12 protein-coding genes are annotated in these 16149 nt (G+C 69.7%); 8 read left to right on the forward strand and 4 right to left on the reverse strand.

What is annotated here, in order from left to right:
- Positions 1 to 67 precede the first annotated feature (67 nt).
- Entirely contained in the window at positions 68 to 757 is a 690-nt protein-coding gene (locus tag AC6I0Y_RS01675) for a hypothetical protein (protein ID WP_160710055.1), read from the forward strand.
- 103 nt (positions 758 to 860) lie between these two features.
- On the opposite strand, the gene AC6I0Y_RS01680 is transcribed toward AC6I0Y_RS01675, so the two are convergent.
- Complete coding sequence (locus AC6I0Y_RS01680) at positions 861 to 2690, reverse strand: helix-turn-helix transcriptional regulator (RefSeq protein WP_497732626.1); 1830 nt, start codon at positions 2688 to 2690, stop codon at positions 861 to 863.
- Positions 2691 to 2925: 235 nt separating this feature from the next.
- On the opposite strand from AC6I0Y_RS01680, the gene AC6I0Y_RS01685 reads away from it, so the two are divergent.
- Positions 2926 to 4977 carry a YdhW C-terminal domain-containing protein gene (locus tag AC6I0Y_RS01685; protein ID WP_497732628.1) on the forward strand — a complete coding sequence of 684 codons (2052 nt, stop codon included), beginning with the start codon at positions 2926 to 2928 and terminating at the stop codon, positions 4975 to 4977.
- Between the two features lie 426 nt (positions 4978 to 5403).
- Here AC6I0Y_RS01685 and AC6I0Y_RS01690 read toward each other — a convergent pair whose 3' ends face one another.
- On the reverse strand, positions 5404 to 7557 hold the full coding sequence (locus AC6I0Y_RS01690; RefSeq protein WP_160710217.1) for an aldehyde ferredoxin oxidoreductase: 2154 nt from the start codon (positions 7555 to 7557) through the stop codon (positions 5404 to 5406).
- A 401-nt stretch (positions 7558 to 7958) separates the two neighbouring features.
- Between AC6I0Y_RS01690 and AC6I0Y_RS01695 the strand changes: the two genes are divergently transcribed.
- From AC6I0Y_RS01695 to nrfD, 5 genes are all read left to right on the forward strand, one after another.
- Positions 7959 to 8705: a ferredoxin-like protein gene (locus tag AC6I0Y_RS01695; protein WP_160710218.1), complete on the forward strand. Its 747-nt coding sequence runs from the start codon at positions 7959 to 7961 to the stop codon at positions 8703 to 8705.
- Between the two features lie 73 nt (positions 8706 to 8778).
- Positions 8779 to 9477 (forward strand): molecular chaperone TorD family protein, encoded by a 699-nt coding sequence (locus AC6I0Y_RS01700; protein ID WP_160710219.1) that lies wholly within the window; start codon positions 8779 to 8781, stop codon positions 9475 to 9477.
- 21 nt (positions 9478 to 9498) lie between these two features.
- Positions 9499 to 11697, forward strand: a complete 2199-nt coding sequence (locus tag AC6I0Y_RS01705; protein WP_497732631.1) for a molybdopterin-containing oxidoreductase family protein — start codon at positions 9499 to 9501, stop codon at positions 11695 to 11697.
- Positions 11697 to 12236: a 4Fe-4S dicluster domain-containing protein gene (locus AC6I0Y_RS01710; protein WP_160710221.1), complete on the forward strand. Its 540-nt coding sequence runs from the start codon at positions 11697 to 11699 to the stop codon at positions 12234 to 12236. Before AC6I0Y_RS01705 ends, AC6I0Y_RS01710 begins: the two co-directional genes overlap by 1 nt.
- Before the next feature lie 5 nt (positions 12237 to 12241).
- Positions 12242 to 13138 (forward strand): NrfD/PsrC family molybdoenzyme membrane anchor subunit, encoded by an 897-nt coding sequence (gene nrfD / locus AC6I0Y_RS01715; RefSeq protein ID WP_160710222.1) that lies wholly within the window; start codon positions 12242 to 12244, stop codon positions 13136 to 13138.
- 370 nt (positions 13139 to 13508) lie between these two features.
- Here nrfD and pdxT read toward each other — a convergent pair whose 3' ends face one another.
- Positions 13509 to 14201 (reverse strand): pyridoxal 5'-phosphate synthase glutaminase subunit PdxT, encoded by a 693-nt coding sequence (gene pdxT, locus AC6I0Y_RS01720; RefSeq protein ID WP_160710657.1) that lies wholly within the window; start codon positions 14199 to 14201, stop codon positions 13509 to 13511.
- Between the two features lie 127 nt (positions 14202 to 14328).
- Between pdxT and AC6I0Y_RS01725 the strand changes: the two genes are divergently transcribed.
- Positions 14329 to 14757, forward strand: coding sequence for a hypothetical protein (locus AC6I0Y_RS01725; RefSeq protein WP_497732633.1), 429 nt, complete (start codon positions 14329 to 14331; stop codon positions 14755 to 14757).
- Positions 14758 to 14785: 28 nt separating this feature from the next.
- Here AC6I0Y_RS01725 and pdxS read toward each other — a convergent pair whose 3' ends face one another.
- Positions 14786 to 15673: a pyridoxal 5'-phosphate synthase lyase subunit PdxS gene (pdxS, locus tag AC6I0Y_RS01730; protein WP_201751023.1), complete on the reverse strand. Its 888-nt coding sequence runs from the start codon at positions 15671 to 15673 to the stop codon at positions 14786 to 14788.
- Between the last annotated feature and the right edge of the window lie 476 nt (positions 15674 to 16149).

Raw genomic sequence — 16149 nt, forward strand, 5'->3', positions numbered from 1 at the left:
CGCAGTCAGTCTTGAGGGGACCGAGGCGCGGCTTCGGTCCTTTTCTTCGATGGGAGGAGACCCCGCCATGAGACAGCTTTCCGACGACATCGTGATAACCGAGGGCAACGCCGCGTTCCAGACGGTGATGGGGGCCCTGGACGCCGAGGCGCCGGTGCGCCTGGTGGTGTGCGGGCCGGCTGGCTCGGGCAAGACCACGGTGCTGCAGGCGCGGGGCCGCGAGCGCGACCTGCTCGCCGAGCGCAAGGCGCTCTACGCCCACGCGCAGGAGATCCTGGCCGCCATCGACCTGGAGATCAACGAGTCGCTGCTGGAGAGCGTGGCCGAGGTTGACCTGCTGTGCCTGGACGGGCTGGATACGCTTGTGGCCGAGGGGCCGCGCGGTTGCCAGACGGCGCAGCTGCTCGTCGACGAGCGCAACCGCCGCGGGCTCTCCACGGTGATCGCCTTCGACGGCGCGCCGGCCGACCTCGACCGAGCGGCCTTCGGCGCGGCGCTGGACGACTTCGAGGTGGCAGAGGTGCTCCCGCTCGATGCCGCCGGCCTGGCGGAGTTCGGCCGTCGCATGGCCGAGCGCTTCGGCGCCGAGGAGGGGGCGGCCGTGCTCTCTGACGAGGCACTGGCCTACCTGGCCGCCGACTTCGCCGGCAGCGCGGACGAGATGCGCAACGCCGTGCGCTTCCTCCTGACCGCCCGCGGCTTCGAGGCCGGCCATGTGGTGACCGCCGCTGACGCCCGCGAGGCGCTGGCGGGCTAGGGCGCGCTGCGCGAGGCGTGGCGTTGCGCAGCCGATTTCGCGGGTTGTTCGAGGCGCGCGGCCCTGTATCGGGGCCGCGCGCCTCTGGTTTTGCCCGCCCTTGTTAGGCGTCGTAGCTCTCCAGGTAGTCGAGGATGTCCTGACGCGAGTGCATGCCCGTCTTCGCGTAGATGCGCTTGATGTGGGTGTGGGCGGTGCCTGGCGAGATGAACAGCTCCTCGGCCACCCGCTTCTGGGTGTAGCCGAGCGCGTAGAGGGTGAGCACCTCGATCTCGCGCTCGGAGAGCATGAAGCGCCGGCCCATCGCCTCGACGCTGGTGGCGAGCGTCGGCTGGCGGGTAGCGAGGGGAGCGTCGGCCTCGTCGAGGCCCATGAGGCGGCTGAGCTGGGGCGATGACCGCCGTGGTGCCGGGCGTGCGGCTGCGGCGCGCGAGCTCGCGGTCGTCGTCGGCGTGGCGGCGCCGAAGGGGGAGGGCGGCGCGTCGTCGCGTTCCATGGCGGCCAGGATGCTCGCGCGTATCTCGTCGGCGGAGGGGCCGGCCGGCGGCTCGTCGCCGGGCGTTGGGGCCGTAGCGGGCGCCGGCGCGCCTGCGGCCGAGGTCGGGTCGAGGCCCGCCCCTGCCCGCGTCGCGCCCTCGTCGGCGCCGGCGCCCGCCCCGCCCGCCTCTACGGCGCGCATGGCCTGGGCCGCCTCCTCGTCCGCCTGACGCTGCATATCGGCATCGTGCAGGCAGCAGCTGAAGACCGCCTGCGTGGACACGAGCAGCAGCAGGCCCATGACGGCGTTCACCACCAGGTCGTTCACGGCGAGCGGATGGACCGCCGCGAGTCCCATGCGCGCTACGCCGCGGCAGCCCAGCCATACGATCCAGCCGGCGAGCGCGTAGTAGTACGGGTCGCGCCACCCATGGGACTCGAAGGCTATCACCGTGTACCACACGAGCCCCACCATGAGCGCGTTCACCGTGGTGGCGAACAGCGCGCCGTTCTCGAGCGCCTGGGGAAACGCCGCATAGACGATAAGCGCCATGCAGGCCAAAAGCTCGAGCGTCACCCAAATGCCCATGGTCATGGTTCGGCGGTTGCCGCGCAGCACGAACAGGATGACGGCCGCGCTGATGACGATGGTGAGGCCGGCGTAGCCGAGCCGCGTGGGCTCGGTGAACACGATGGGCAGCCCGTCGGGGTAGCCGCGCAGCATCCCCACGACGATGCCGAGCAGGCCGATGCCGATGGCCGTGCTCACGAGGAAGCGGCGGTCGTCGACGGAGGTGCGCGTGTAGCCGAAGTAGGCGGTCGGCCCTGGCGGCGCGTCGAGGGTGCGCAGCGGCCGTCCTCGGAAGGCAAGCGCCAGGCAGCCGAACTGCAGGAGCGATCCGGCTGCCGCCGCTGCGAGCGAGGTGGCGGCCGGCAGCAGCGAGAGCACCTCCAAGAACACCTCGCTCACGATGAGCGCGCCGAAGGCGTAGACGGCGGCAAGCGCCCCCGAGCATCCCTTCGCCCGGCGCAGCCAGTAGTACATGGCGCCGCTTGAGAACAGCGAAAGCGCCACGCTCAGCCAGAAGAGCATCAGGGGATGAGGCGCTCCGTCGAGGACGATGGCCGTCTGCGCCACGAGGAGCAGCGTCTCGGCGAGGATGCACAGCTCGGCGAGCAGGGTGACGGTGCGTCGTCGCAGCTGGCGCCGGCTCACGGCTAGCGCGAGCAGCAGCGCGCCCATGATGACGAGCGTGGCCAGCATGGAGCCGTCGGTGTAGATGCCCAGGTCGGTCTGGTTGTAGCTGCCGTAGCTTCCGGCGATGAGTCCCGATCGCGCCAGCGCCAGCCCCAGGATGCCGGGCGCGAGGCCCCGGGCCAAGGTGCCGATAGACCGGGTCTCCAAGCGCGCGAACGCTGCGGCGTCGCCTGCGATGCCGGTATGTGATGAGTCCATGATCCCCTCCAGCGCTCTTCCTCCGTACCGTCCCCGACCCGATGCCGTGGGCCTGCCCTCCCCGGGACGAACGATGCGCGATGCCGCTAAGTTTAGTGCGTTTCACAGGGGGCGATGCTGCGTTTATCCATTGTTTACGGGATGTAAACGACGCGTATCCCCAAAGAGGGTACGTTTCACGGGTCCTGCGGGTGACAATGTTGCCCAGCATGATTCATGAGGCGAGGAGTCAACTATGGGAGAATCCCGCAACGTCTACGTCGAGCTCGAGGACAAGGTGCTCCTGCGTACGGCGGATGTCTACCAGACTGCCGTCGGCGACGACGTGGAGAGCTATTCCGACACGCTCTTGGCCGTGGTGGCCAACTTCAGGAACGCCGGCCGCCCCGAGGGCTTCAACGCCCAGTCCATGGCCGGCAAGTCGAAGCGCGGCGAGGTAGCCTGTCGCCTGTTCGCCGTGGTCGACCCGGACACGCGCGTCGTTCGCAAGGCCGGCTTCAAGGCGCGCGGCTGCCTGGCCATCACGGCCTGCGCGAGCGTCGTGTGCTCGATGATGGAGGGCCGCCGGCTGGAGGACGCGCTGGCCATCACCGTGGATGACGTGCGCGAGGCGCTCGACGGAGTGCCGGCCGGCAAGACGAACACGCTCTACTTCGCGGTGGAGGCCGTGCGCGGCCTGGTGGGCGACTACCTGGTGCGCGAGGGCGCCACTTTGGCCGAGCTGGATGCCGTGGTGGGCTGCGACGAGTCGTCGGTGGCCTGCATGATGTGCGAGCACTGCTCCCTGCGCACCATGCGTACCGAGATGCTCGTGGATGCGCTGGAAGGCGCGGCCGGCGAAGACGATGGGGCGGCTGCCGAGGGCGTCGCCCTGGGCGCGACCGTGTCGGTTGGGGAGGAGCCGGTGGCGCCCGCGCGCGGCGTCGCGGCTGCGTCGGCTGGCTCTGCCACAGTCGCGGCGCCGGCCGGGGCCAGCGGCGATGGCGCGGCCGCCGGCGACTCGGCGGCGAGCGCGGGGATCGCGTCGCCGGCGTTTCCCGAGGACGTGGCGCCTACCGAGCGCAACGCGCTGGCGCTCGCCTTCGAGGCTGTGCGCGGCGCCTCGCGCGCGAGCCGGCTGGCCACGCCGGCGCTCTGGGCCGAGCTGGGCCTCGTGCCGCCGGATATGACCGTCGAAGACCTGGAGATGCGCGTCTACGACTACCTGACGGCGTGGCAGGCCGCGCATCCCGAGGCAGCGCCTGCCTCGCTCGCAGAGGGACAGACCCCCGCGGAGGCTGGCCGCAACCGGGCGGCTCGGCGCTCGCCCTTCGGCCCGCGCCGCGCGGTGGGCGCCCCGACCGGCTTCAAGGAGCGCCTTGCCGCCGCCCAGGCGGCGCAGGCCTCCGAGGGAGCGGCCCCCGTGGGCTCCGCCGCCAGCGCGGCTTCGGCCGGGGAGGCGGTGCCCCCTGCCTCGGCCCCCGGCGCCGTTCCGACCGCAGCCGCAGTCGGGGCGACCCCCGATGCCTCTGCCTTCGCCCCGCAGGTCATCGCCGTGGCGACCGTGGAGCATGTCGCGCCCGCCCCGTCCGCGCCCGACGGACCCGAGCCCGGGGCCGAGGCTGAGCAGGCGCGCGTCGCCGCAGCCCTGGCGGCGCTTGACGACTTCGTGGAGGAGCCCGATGCCGCCCCGCTGAACGATGATGATCCCTTCCCCGCGCTGCGCGCGCCGGAAGGCATGCGCCTCGTCCGGCGAGAGGGCGCCTACGTGCTGGTGCCCGATGCCGCCGGCGCGGATCAGGCCGAGGGGGCGGCGCCTGGCGGCGTCGGCGACGCAGGCCCGGCAAGCGCCCATCCCGGCTCGCCTGCGACTGCGGCGGCCTCCGAGCCCGCCCTGCCCCCAGACGACGAGCTTCCCATTCGCTGCGAGGGCATCGCGCTGCTCATGGGCGCCCGCGGCTACTACCTCTATGACCGCTCGGCCATGACCGACGCCTACGCCCACTGGGCGTTCCTCGCTGCCGAGGACGATCCGGTGGTCACCTTCCTCGACTGCGTGCGCGAGGACTCCCGCGTCTACCCGCGCCCGCTCGCGCGCGCTAGCCTGGCCAACGACCCCTTCCTCATGGACGCCGCTGCCGTTGAGGCCGCCTACCAAGCTGCCCGCGCCGATGCCGCCAACGCCGACATCGAGCGTCTGGAGGCCTCCAACGGAGACGTCTACTTCTTCTCCACGCGCTACTTGGAGCCCGCCTATGCCCAGTCACTGGCCGAGTGGGCCTCCGTCGAGCGCTTCCGCAACGTGTAGCCGCTTGGCACAACGCAGCGACGGCGGCGCGCGCCTCCCGAAGGAGCGCGCCGCCACTTTTTTCGGGTGAGCTGGCACTCATTGGCAGTTTGGTACGGTTTGAGGCCCGCTTGGGGCTGCCGTAGACTTCCTCGGGGGCATGCGCGACGACAAAGCCCCAGGTCGGCAGAATCCCTCGCCCTCGATAAGGGTGCCGATACCGTACCAAACTGCCAATGAGTGCCACTGCGGGCCCAATTCGTGGCAGCGGGCCCGCTTCCGCCCTTCGTCTCCCAGCCCCCTCACGCACGAGGGAGCCCCGCCAGCTGGCGGGGCTCCCTCAGAGTACGGCGCCATGGCAAACGCCGCGGGTTTGGCGAGGTGCGGAACGCGAGGCCGGCTGACGGCTGCCCGTAGCTGCCGTCAGCCGGCCTCATCGGCGCGCTGCTAGGGCAGCAGGTTCAGGTTGGCCAGCTCGTCCTTGACGTCGGCCATGCCGTAGGCGTCCAGGCAGGCGGCCGTGGGGCAGCCCAGCTGCGGATCCCAGCCGAACTGCTCGTAGACCATGGTGAGCGCCGTCTGGAAGTCCTCGCGATCCATCTTGTCGGTGCCCTTGGTGAACGGCTGCAGATCCGGATCCTTCGTGAACACCCACTCGGTGATCACGTCGTGGTCGGCGCGGAGGTTGTTGTTGCCGTAGGTGCCGTCGGCCTTGGTCATGCCGCGCACGGTGTTGGCGCGCTGCAGCGTCATGATCTTGGCTCCGGCCTCGTAGAGCTGCTCGGTGGTCACGTCCTGGCCGGTGACGGCCTTGAAGAACTTGGCCTCCAGGTCCAGGTCGCCGCGGTAGTCGCGCTGGCGCGTGGGGCTCATGGTCATGGGCCACACCCAGTTGCACAGGGTCAGCGAGTCGTGCAGCACGTCGGTGACCACCGACCACCAGCAGAAGTTGGCCTTGTGCTCGTTCATCGGCGAGTAGTCCTTGTTTGGCGTGATGGCGTCAGCGCCGCCCCAGACTTCCTCGGCGATGGCCTGCTTGATCTCGAAGGGCAGGCCGCAGCCCTGGAAGTTGACGGCGGAGTGGATCATGTCGTCGCGGTTGAACAGCATGTTGTACACGCCGCCCACTTGGCCGAAGCACTCGATGGCGTGGTGCACGGGCCAGCCGCGGTAGTTGATCAGCGTGGACTTGGAGTTGTCGAACCACGCCTGCTCGCCCCAGCGCTCGCACCATGTGAGCGGGCCGTGGGCCAGGTAGGAGATCTCGGTGGTGGGGTCGACGATCTTGTTGATGATCTCCACCATGACCGTGGGGTCGCACACCTCGGGCGAGAACTTCTCCCAGTGGATGGAGGCGTACTCCTCCGCCGGCAGCACGCGCTGGAACACGCCGGCCGTGTAGCAGTAGGCGATGTCGCGGTAGAGCTGGGCGTAGTTGCACCACAGGCCCATGTTGTCCATGGTGTTGGAGGTGGTGGTGTCCCACAGCACCGACAGGTCGCCGCGGTCCTTGAGGCCCATCTGCAGGAAGGGCTCCATGTACACGCTGACGGGGAAGTTGGCCGCGCAGGTGTTGCCGGTGGTGGCGAAGCCGGAGGTGTCCTCGGCGGCTTCCACGCGCAGGTCGGAGTAGCAGTGGATGGGGCAGCTGTGGCAGCCGTCCATCTTGATGGTGTACTGCTCGGCGGCCAGGCCCAGGTCCTTGACCGACTTCATGCAGCGGTAGCCCACCTTGTTGATCTCGTAGGGCTGCGGCTCGCCGGTCTCGATGGGGCCGCCCTCGGCTGCGGCCCAGTACAGGCCGTTGCGGGCCGTCCAGCGCGAGCCGGCGTCGTAGAACTCGGCCCACTCCTGCTGGGTGGAGGGCACCACGTGGTTGTTGTTGGAGCCGATGATCTCGCTCAGCATGTAGTCGGACAGGTCGGCCACGGCCTGCGGATCGGCCACGTTGACTGCGCCGGTGCCGCGCACGACGAGCGCCTTGACGTTCTTGGAGCCCAGGACGGCGGCGGTGCCGGCGCCGGCGGAGTGGTTGCGTGAGTTGATGATGCAGGCGTAGGGCAGCAGGTTCTCGCCCGCAGGTCCGATGGCGGCCACGCACACGTCGGTGCCCTCGCGGCGGGAGAGCGCCTCAGTGGTGGCGCGGGTACCCAGGCCCCACACGCCCTCGGCGGACTTGATAGTGACGTCGCCGTTGTCGATGTTCACGTAGACGGGCTCGGCGGCGGCGCCTTCGAGCACCACGGCATCCCAGCCGGCCTGCTTGATGCGTGCGCCCAGCATGCCGCCGCAGTGGGCGTCGACCACCAGGTGATCCTTGGTGAAGGTAGACAGCGAGCAGATGGTGGTGCGGCCCGCCAGGGGCACGCCCGATGCCGTCAGAGGGCCGACGGCGAAGATGATCTTGTTCTCAGGGGAGAGGGGGTCGGTTCCCGCGGGAACCTCGTCGTACATGATCTTGTTGGCCAGTCCCATGCCGCCGATGTACTCTTTATAAGGCTCGGTGGATTGGACTGAGATGGTACCGTCAGTCAGATTGACGCGCAGAATCTTGCCGGTCCAGCCGTACGACGTGTTCGCGTCTTTCGTTGCATCAGCCATGGTTCATACTCCAAATCTCTTGCCTATACGAGACGGTGTTGTGTGGTCGTCTCTCGAGCCGATAGGGAGCACAGATACGGATACCGATGCATGTCCGCTGTCAGGATTGTGCCATGGCGCGCGGGTACCCCGTACCCTCCGACGCAGGGTACTTTTCTTACGGGAAGGTAACGATTCCCTGGCCAGCAGCGCGGTGTACCCTCCTTTTCCTGCGGCGGCGTTACGGGGTACATGATTTCTCCTCATTCAGGGGACACGGTCGGCGGCGTGCTGGCCTACCCTTCGTCATGTTGTGTGGTCTGGTCAGCTTTTCGAGGGCTGGCTGAGCCCGGTGGGGCAGGCACCTGAGTTCCTGACACCATCATTCGACACCCACTTATATAAGCGAGGGGGAAACGAACATGACAGACGCTAACAACAGCAAAGCCCCTGTGGATCAGACGGCCGAGGCCGCCCCGGAGGCTGCGCCGGCCGCCCCTGCCGCCGAGCAGGCCGACGGCGCGAAGAAGTCCAACGTCACGCGCCGCCAGGTTCTGGCCATGGCCGGTTGCGGCGTCGCGGGCCTGGTGGTCGGCGGCGTGCTGGCCTCGTGGGGCGTGACCCAGCAGGCCATCGCGTCGGGGCGCATCGACGTGCGCACCACGCCCACCAAGATGATCATCACCGACCGCGCGCGCTGCTCCGGCTGCCAGCGCTGCGAGATGAGCTGCACGCTCAAGAATGACGGCTACGTCGACCAGCACATCGCCCGCGTGCGCGTGTGGGACACCTATAACTTCGGCTACGGCGTCGGCACCGGCGGCGGCATCTACGGCGACTGCGAGTTCACCGTCAAGCAGTGCTACCAGTGCAAGGACGCCTGGTGCATGAAGTACTGCCCCGTCCACGCCATCCACCCGAGCGAGAAGACGGGCGCGCGCGTGGTCGACGACGAGCTGTGCATCGGCTGCGGCATGTGCACCCAGGCCTGCCCGTGGAACATGCCCCGCATCAGCTCCAAGACGGACAAGTCCACCAAGTGCATCTCGTGCGGCCGCTGCGCCGACCAGTGCCCCAACGGGGCCATTCAGTTCGTCGATTGGGAAGACATCGCGCAGAAGTGCATCGACGAGGGCGTGGTCTCGGCTACCACCGTGTACCAGGCCTAGCGGCCGGTACGCCCCACGCATCCGAAGAGGCGGCGCCCTGCTGCCTGGCAGTCAACGAAAGGAGGGAGCGACTATGGAAGACGCGGCGGTGTTCTCCACCCTGGCCCAGTGCTTTGGCCCGGTGGGGGAGGACGAGTGGAACGAGCTGACCGAATCCGCCCAATGGTCTGACTTCCTGGCGGGCGCCCGGCGCCTGCTGCAGGATAATCGCCCCCTTGGCGCGGAGGGCCAGCGCCTGAGCGACTTGAGGGCGCGGCTCCCGCTTCAGGAGTTCCTGTCGGCGCGCGAGCTCTCGGCGCTGTTCGCCCCTCCGAGCTATCAGGAGAAAAGCGACTTCGCCGCGCGGCACTTCACCGGCGGGCTGCCCGACTCGGCCGTTCCCGTGGAGTCGCTGCACCGCCCCGCTCACCCCACCGATCCCGGCGTTCCCGCTGGGGGCGGGTATCTGGGGGACGCGGCGCTCTACGTGCGCGACGTGACGGACGGCCTGGGGCTGGAGGTGCCCCCCGCGTTCGCCGCCTGCCCCGATCACCTGGCACTCGAGCTCGACCTGGTGGCCGTGCTCCTGCGCTCGGGCATGGAGGGCCCGGCGCTCGCCTTCCTGGCGGAGCGCTTCGGCTGGCTCACCGCGTATCGGGCGCGGCTGCTCGGCCTGGACGAGGACGCGAGCTTCTACATCGGCCTCGTCGACCTGATCATGGGCATCGTCGCCCAGCAGGAGCCCTTCGAAGAGGGCGCGCTGAACGGATGCGCGATGGATTCTGTCGCGTAAGTTATAAGAGAGGAAGCAGCTATGTCAGAAAACGCTATCACGAGGCGCAGCTTTCTGGCGGGAAGCGCTGGCGTGGCCGCGGCAGCGGCTGTGGGCTTCACGAGCTTCGGCGCCTGGCAGCAGGCCCATGCCGAGGAGGAAGCCGGGGAGGGCCGCACCGAGGCCGTCCACACGCTGTGCAACGCCTGCTCCAGCAAATGCGGCTACACCGCCTATGTGGTCGACGGTAAGCTCACCAAGCTCATCGGCGACCCCCAGAACCCCAATGCGAGCGGGCATTTGTGCGCTCGCGGCTACGGCTACTCGCAGATCGCCTACTCCAAAGACCGCCTGACCGATCCCCTGAAGAAGAACGCGCAGGGGCGCTTCGAGGCCATCTCCTGGGATCAGGCCTATGCTGAGATCGCCGAGAAGGTGAGCGAGATCATCGAGAAGGACGGCCCGGGCGCGCTCGCGCTGGTGCAGGACCCGCGTCCGTCGGGCTCCTACTACGCCAAGCGCTTCATGACCGCCCTCGGCTCGCCCAACAGCTACACCCACGGCGCCGCGTGCAACCTGTCGAAGGTCTCGGGCATCACCCAGGCCATCGGCGCCGGCGACTGGGTGTCGGATGTCGAGAACTCCCGCATGACCATGTTCATCGGCCGCAGCTACTGCGACGGCATCCGCCCGAGCCAGGTGGCCGCGCTCGAGCGTGCCTATGAGAACGGCTCGCGCCTGGTCATGGTTGATCCGCGGTGCAACAACTCCACCGTGTTCGCCACCGAGTGGGTGCCCATCACCCCCGGCACCGACCTGGCGCTCGTGCTGGCCATGAGCAACGTGCTCATCAAGAACCACCTCTACGACGCGGACTTCGTGGCCGCCAACGGCGTGGGCTTCGACGAGTGGGCCGCGGCCATCTCCGACTGCACGCCGGCTTGGGCCGAGCAGATCACCGGCATTCCCGCGGACACCATCGAGCGCTTGGCTGCCGAGTTCGCCGAGGCGGCGCCGGCGGCCTCCATCGAGCCGAGCTGGCGCGGCGCCTATGGCTGCGCCTACGCCAACTCCGGCGAGACGGCGCGTGCGGTGGCCCTGTTCAACACCCTGCTCGGCTGCTGGAACCAGCCCGGCGGCGCCCTGCTCACCTCGAGCGCCGCGGCTGGCAAGCTGGACGACCCCCGCTTCGCCGCGCCTCCCAAGCCGGAGGGCACGCTGCTCGGCGCTGCCGAGTACCCGCTGGCCGCGGCTTCCATGGGCTCGGCCGTGTTCGCCGGCGAGATGGCCAAGGCCGGCGTGCTCAAGGGCATGTTCTTCTACAACTCCAACATGGCGGCGGGCTACTCCAACCCGGCCTACCTGGCCGAGGCGCTCTCGAACCTGGAGCTCATGGTGGTCTGCGACGTGCAGATGTCTGAGACGGCGCTGCTCGCCGACTACGTGCTGCCCGAGACCAGCTACCTCGAGCGCGCCGAGCTGCCCGAGTTCGGCGGCGGCAAGGCGCCCTACGTGGCCCTGCGCTCCCAGGTGCTCGACGTCATCCACCCCAACACCCGGTCCTGCGACCAGATCTTCACCGAGCTGGCCGAGGCGTGCGGGGTGGGCGAGTACTTCGCCTTCACCCAGGAGGAGCTGGCTGACGCCCAGCTCAAGACCGTCGGGCTCGACCTGGACAGCCTGAGGCTCGTGGGCACCGTGCAGTTCCCCGAGAAGGCCTTCGCCTACGGCACCGCGCCCAAGTGGAACACCCCCACGAAGAAGGTGCAGTTCACGAGCGAGGCCTGCGCCAAGGCGGGGCTGTCGGCGTGCCCGGTGTGGGTGGAGCCGCAGACCGTCCCCGAGGACGGCGCCTTCCGCCTGGTGGGCGGCAAGGAGGCCATCATGACGCACACCCAGACGGCCAACATCCCCGAGCTCATGAACATCGCCGAGCAGTACGGGCTCGATCGTCCGTGGATCAACGCGGCGGACGCGGCGGCCCTCGGCATCGAGGACAACGACGAGTGCGTGGTGGAGAACGACCAGCACTCCGGCACGTCGAAGGTGCGCGTGACCGAGCGCATCGCGCCGGGCGTCGTCTACATCCCCAGCCACTTCGGCTGCTCGGTGCCCGAGCAGCACACGGCCTACGGGTTCGGCCTGCGCATCATGGACTACGTGCCCTTCCACATCGAGCCCGCCTACGGCTCGGCCATGACGCAGGAGGCCACCGTTAAGATCAAGAAGGTAGGTGCGTAATGGCTAACTACGGAATGCTCATCAACACGAAGAAGTGCATCGGCTGCTACGCCTGCCGCACCGCCTGCCAGCGTCAGAACGACCTGCTTCCCGACGAGGCCTTCATCCGCTTCGAGGAGCGCGAGGTGGGCACCTTCCCCCGCGTGCGGGTGGAGCACGTGCCCCTGCAGTGCATGCACTGCGAGGACGCTCCCTGCGTGTCGGTGTGTCCCACCGGTGCCGCCAAGTACGGCACCGACGGCATCGTCGAGGTGGATCAGGGGCGCTGCATCGGCTGCTTGTACTGCGTGGCCGCCTGCCCCTACCAGGTGCGCGTGCGCAACTCGCAGACCGGCGCGGTGGACAAGTGCCGCTTCTGCACGGTGGCGGCCGAGGACGGCACGAAGATGTGCTCCTGCGTGGAGGCATGCCTGACCGGCTGCCGCATCTTCGGCGATTTGGACGACCCTGACAGCGAGATCTCCAAGGCCATCGTGGAGACCGGCGCCGCGCCCATCGCCGGTGACCTGACCAAAGCGAAAATCTACTACGTGAGGTGATTGAGATGACCTTCGAACCTATCTGGAACTCCATCATCGCGTGGTACCTGTTCCTGGCGGGCCTGGGCGGCGGCGCCTACGTGAGCGCGGCGTTTCTGCGCTGGCGCCATCCCGAGGCCGTGAACATGATCCGCATCGGCCGCGTCATCGCGCCGGTGGTGGTGATCGTGGGACTCTGCCTGCTCATGTTCGACGCGACGGCCGGCCTGCACAACCCGCTGCGCTTCGCGCTGCTGCTCACCAACTTCGGGTCGGTGATGACCTGGGGCGTCGTGTTCCTGGGCGGCTTCACCATCCTGGCGCTCATCGGCGCGGGGCTCGACTTGGCGAAGCGCCGCGTGCCGCTGTGGCTTGACATCGCGGCGGCGGTGTTCGGCGTGTGCGTGGCCGTCTACACCGGCTGCCTGCTGGGCGTGTGCAAGACGTTCCCGCTGTGGAACAACGCGCTGCTGCCCATTCTGTTCCTCGTGTCGGCCATGTCCACCGGCATGGCGGCGGTGCTCTGCGTGGCCATCTTCCGCCATCCGGAGGAGTTCAACCGCGTGGGCGTGTTCAAGAAGTTCCACTTCTGCCTGCCCATCATCGAACTGGTGCTGGTGGCGTCGCTGCTGTTCGTGACGGCGTCGAACGCGAGCCCGGCCGGCTGGGAGTCGGTCATGAACCTGGTGGGCGGAGACTGCGCGCTGGCCTTCTGGTTCCTGTTCGTCCTGGTGGGCCTTGTGCTGCCGACGGCGCTCGAGACGTGGCTGCTGTTCTTCAGCCCCAAGGAGTTCGAGGAGAGCCGCAAGGCTCACTGGATCAGCTTTGCCTCGGATGCCGGCGTGCTGGTGGGCGGCTTCGTCCTGCGCCTGCTGGTGCTGGTGGCCGCCATGCCGCTGACGCTGGTGGTGCCCTGGTACTAGGCCGCGGACGGCGAGAGGCCGAAAGCGGAGAGGGGCGTCGGCCGTCTGGGCCGGCGCCCCTTTTTTGTTGGCGGGGAGGGCGTGGGGATCGCGGGGCGCGGGGGGGCGGGGCTGCGCGGGCGGCGCGCAGGGCGGGAGGCTTGCGGAGGGCGCGCAGGGCGGGAGGCTTGCGGAAGCGCGCGGAGGATGTGCGGCTGGGGAGTGCGCGGGCGTGCGGGGGGGGGCGAAGGCTGGGGCGCGGAACGAGGGGCGCGCGGCTGCGCGGGCGGCGCGCAGGGCGCAGCTGCGTTGGCTTTTGCCACGGCGCTCGGCTGCGCGCACGCGTGCTGCGGCGTTGCCCGCCGTGCTGCCGGGACGCACGGCGCTTCGGCTATCGTGCCAGATCGAGGAGGCGCCGGTAGATTCGCTCGTCCTCGTCGAGCTCGGGGTGGAAGGCGGCGCCTATCTGGCTGCCGTACTGGACGGCGACGGGCTGGTCGCCCAGCGTGACGAGCGGTCGGACGCCGGGGTCCCGCTGCACGATGCGCGGGGCGCGGATGAAGGTGAGGGGGACGGGGGCGGGGGCGAGCCGCGCGCCGTCGGGCTTGCCGGGCTGCTCCTGTGGCTTCGGCGGCTGGCCAGGCGCGGTGGCACGCGATTCGTCAGCGGCCCCGCCTTCCCAGGCGCCCTCGGCGTGGAAGCTGCCGAGCTGGCGCCCGTAGGCGTTGCGGCTCACCGTGACGGGTAGCGTGCGCAGCCCCTCCACCGCCGCGCGACCGGCGGCCGCCTGCGCATCGAGGCCCCGCAGGTCGCCGGTGCCCTCAATACGCTCGGCCAGCAGGATGAGGCCCGCGCAGGTGCCGAGCACCGGCAGCCCCGCGATGATGCGCTCGCGCAGCGGCCCCAGCATCCCCGCGTCACGCAGGAGCCGGGACTGCGTGGTGGACTCGCCGCCTGGCAGCACCAGGGCGTCGAGGGGTTGGTCGAGGTCGCCGCGCTGACGCAGCTCCGCCACGGCGCAGCCGAGCCCGCGCAGCCGCTGGACGTGCTCGGCGAACGCCCCCTGCACGGCGACGACGCCGATGCGGGGCCGGCGATGCTGCGGGCTGCCAAGGGGCCCGCCGGCGGGTCGGGGCGCGGGCGACGCGGGACCGCCGGCCGCCGCGGGCGCGGACGGGGCGTCAGCCATCGAGGGCGCGGACGGGGCGCCTGTGCCGGCTGCCGTGGGCGAGGATGAGGCGGCGAGGCCGGCCTTCGCGGGTGCGGGCGTGGGCGAGGCGGGGCCGCCGGCTGTTGCAGACGGGGTGCGTTCGCTGGCTGCCTCAGGCGCGGATGAGGCGTCAGCCGTCGAGGGCGCGGGCGTGGACGTGGGCGAAACGGGGCCGCTGACCATCGCGGACGGGGTGTGCCGCTGGGCCGCTGCAGTCGCCGGTTCGTCGCCGGTCGCCGAGGACGTTGGCGAGGGCGAGGCGCCCGTGCTGGCCGCGGCGGGCGTGGGCGAGGCGGGGCCGCCGGCTGTTGCAGATGGGGTGCGTTCGCTAGCCGCCGAGGACGTGGGCGAGGCGCCTGTGCTAGCCGCCGTGGACGAGCGGCGCCTGTTGTCTGCGTGGGAGCCGAGGGCTTCCCCTTCGGTCCCCTGAATTCCCATGGGCGCCCCGCCCCTTCGGCTCATTGCCCCCGCTCCTCCATGATGAGGGCGATTTCCTGGGCGTTGATGCCCACCATCGCCTCACCCAGGTTCTCGGAGAGGGCGGCCAGCAGCTCGGCGTCCTCGTAGTTGGTGACGGCCCTGACGATGGCCTCGGCGCGGCGGGCCGGGTCGCCGGACTTGAAGATGCCGCTGCCCACGAACACGCCTTCGGCGCCCAGCTGCATCATGAGCGCGGCATCTGCCGGCGTGGCGATGCCACCGGCGGCGAAGTTGACCACGGGCAGCCGCCCCTCGTCATGCACCCGGCGCAGCAGGTCGAGCGGCACCTCCAGCTGCTTGGCGGCCTCGAACAGCTCGTCGTCGCGCAGGGCCTGGACGCGGCGGATCTCGGCGTTCATCGCGCGCAGGTGGCGTACGGCCTGCACCACGTCACCGGTGCCCGGCTCGCCCTTGGTGCGGATCATCGACGCGCCCTCGGCAATGCGGCGCAGCGCCTCGCCGAGGTTGCGTGCGCCGCAGACGAAGGGCACGGCGAAGCGCGTCTTGTCGATGTGGAAGATGTCGTCGGCGGGGGAGAGCACCTCAGACTCATCGACGTAGTCGATCTCGATGGCCTGGAGGATCTGGGCCTCGGCGAAGTGGCCGATGCGGCATTTCGCCATGACGGGGATAGACACGGCGGCCTGGATGCCCTTGATCATGGCCGGGTCGCTCATGCGCGAGACGCCGCCGGCCGCGCGGATGTCGGCGGGGATGCGCTCAAGGGCCATGACCGCGCAGGCACCCGCCTCCTCGGCCACGCGGGCCTGCTCAGGCGTGGTGACGTCCATGATGACGCCGCCCTTGAGCATCTGAGCTAGCTGTCGGTTAAGGGTCGCCCGCTCGGCGACCTGCTGATTATCCATAGGGATCCTTCCGCTCGACGATAGGGACATCTGAGAGGGTAGTGGCTCTGTGGTCTTGTTGATATAGTCAGATTGTGAGTTTTTGATAGGGCCAGAAAGTGCCTGCAAGCGCGCTCGCAGCCGCGAAAGGCGCGAGGCGCGATGGCGGTAGCGTGCGAGGCGCGACGGGTGCGTGAGGCGACGTGAGGGGGCACGGGGTATGGCGGCGGTCGTGAGGGGGCACGGGGTATGGCGGCAGTCGTAAGGCGCGATGATGCCGCGAGAGGAGTGCGAGGCGCGGGCCGCGGGAGGTGGTGCTGCTGCGAAGGACGCGAGCATGGGCGCGAAATGCGGGCGCGGGTGGAGCGCGGGGCACGGCGAGAGGGCGGGCCGCGAGCGGCCTGGGCACGGGGCGCCCCGCGCGTGCGGGACGGCGTCTGGCGTCGGCGACGCGAGTGCTTCGAGCGAGGTCGCCGCACGCGTGTAGGCAAATGTTT

This window comes from Adlercreutzia sp. St.1H8 (genome assembly GCF_059728655.1).

What these genes read in the sequence shown, in the direction of transcription:
- AC6I0Y_RS01675 (WP_160710055.1), top strand. Translation starts at nt 68, where the DNA reads ATGAGACAGCTTTCCGACGACATCGTGATAACCGAGGGCAACGCCGCG.
- AC6I0Y_RS01680 (WP_497732626.1), bottom strand. Translation starts at nt 2,690, where the DNA reads ATGGACTCATCACATACCGGCATCGCAGGCGACGCCGCAGCGTTCGCG.
- AC6I0Y_RS01685 (WP_497732628.1), top strand. Translation starts at nt 2,926, where the DNA reads ATGGGAGAATCCCGCAACGTCTACGTCGAGCTCGAGGACAAGGTGCTC.
- AC6I0Y_RS01690 (WP_160710217.1), bottom strand. Translation starts at nt 7,557, where the DNA reads ATGGCTGATGCAACGAAAGACGCGAACACGTCGTACGGCTGGACCGGC.
- AC6I0Y_RS01695 (WP_160710218.1), top strand. Translation starts at nt 7,959, where the DNA reads ATGACAGACGCTAACAACAGCAAAGCCCCTGTGGATCAGACGGCCGAG.
- AC6I0Y_RS01700 (WP_160710219.1), top strand. Translation starts at nt 8,779, where the DNA reads ATGGAAGACGCGGCGGTGTTCTCCACCCTGGCCCAGTGCTTTGGCCCG.
- AC6I0Y_RS01705 (WP_497732631.1), top strand. Translation starts at nt 9,499, where the DNA reads ATGTCAGAAAACGCTATCACGAGGCGCAGCTTTCTGGCGGGAAGCGCT.
- AC6I0Y_RS01710 (WP_160710221.1), top strand. Translation starts at nt 11,697, where the DNA reads ATGGCTAACTACGGAATGCTCATCAACACGAAGAAGTGCATCGGCTGC.
- nrfD (WP_160710222.1), top strand. Translation starts at nt 12,242, where the DNA reads ATGACCTTCGAACCTATCTGGAACTCCATCATCGCGTGGTACCTGTTC.
- pdxS (WP_201751023.1), bottom strand. Translation starts at nt 15,673, where the DNA reads ATGGATAATCAGCAGGTCGCCGAGCGGGCGACCCTTAACCGACAGCTA.